Raw genomic sequence first — 1068 nt, 5'->3', positions numbered from 1 at the left:
GCAATATCAGCGCTGCTTCCAGCGCGCTGACCGTGACGGTAGACGTGACGCCGGGTGCGGCGCCATCGACGCCGGACTTGCAGGCAGCTTCGGACAGCGGCGTATCGAGCACCGACAACATTACCAATGCCGCCAATCCGGTCTTTACTGGCAGTGGTGCGGAGGCAGGCGCCACGGTGCGTCTGTACGCGGGCGCTGCCCTGGCCGGTTCGGCCGTGGCCGATGCCGGCGGCAACTGGAGCATTACGTCCACTGTGGCAGAGGGTAAAGAGATTGCCTTCACCACGGAGCAAGTCGATGCGGCAGGCAATGTCAGCGCCCGTTCCGAGGCGCTGGCCGTGACAGTGGACCGCACTGCGCCGTCCGCGCCGGCAGCGCTGGACCTGATTGCAGCGTCCGACTCCGGTGATGTGAACACCGACAACCTGACCCGTGTCACCACACCGACCATTACCGGCACGGCGGAAGCCAACAGCCTCGTTACGCTGTATGACGGCGAGACGGTGGTTGGCACGGCCACCGCCAATGGCAGCGGCGTGTGGAGCATCACCACCAGCACCTTGGATAACGGCGAACATAACCTGACCGCCAAAGCCACTGATGCGGCGGGCAATATCAGCGCTGCTTCCAGCGCGCTGACCGTGACGGTAGACGTGACGCCGGGTGCGGCGCCATCGACGCCGGACTTGCAGGCAGCTTCGGACAGCGGCGTATCGAGCACCGACAACATTACCAATGCCGCCAATCCGGTCTTTACTGGCAGCGGTGCGGAGGCAGGCGCTACGGTGCGCCTGTACGCGGGCGCTGCCCTGGCCGGTTCGGCCGTGGCCGATGCCAGCGGCAACTGGAGCATTACGTCCACTGTGGCAGAGGGTAAAGAGATTGCCTTCACCACGGAGCAAGTCGATGCGGCAGGCAATGTCAGCGCCCGTTCCGAGGCGCTGGCTGTGACGGTGGACCGCACTGCGCCGTCCGCGCCGGCAGCGCTGGACCTGACTGCAGCGTCCGACTCCGGTGATGTGAACACCGACAACCTGACCCGTGTCACCACACCGACCATTACCGGCA

The 1068-nt window shown here is 65.4% G+C and carries 1 protein-coding gene; it reads left to right on the top strand.

The window, feature by feature from the left end:
* The coding region (locus GM668_RS30265; RefSeq protein ID WP_229500141.1) for an Ig-like domain-containing protein at positions 1-1068 on the top strand (1068 nt) is incomplete at both ends.

Origin of the sequence: Pseudoduganella ginsengisoli, assembly GCF_009720865.1 — a bacterium.
Taxonomy (GTDB): Bacteria; Pseudomonadota; Gammaproteobacteria; order Burkholderiales; family Burkholderiaceae_D; genus Rugamonas; species Rugamonas ginsengisoli.
The sequence above is the reverse complement of the archived record's forward strand: the minus strand, read 5'-3'. Positions and strand labels throughout refer to the sequence as shown.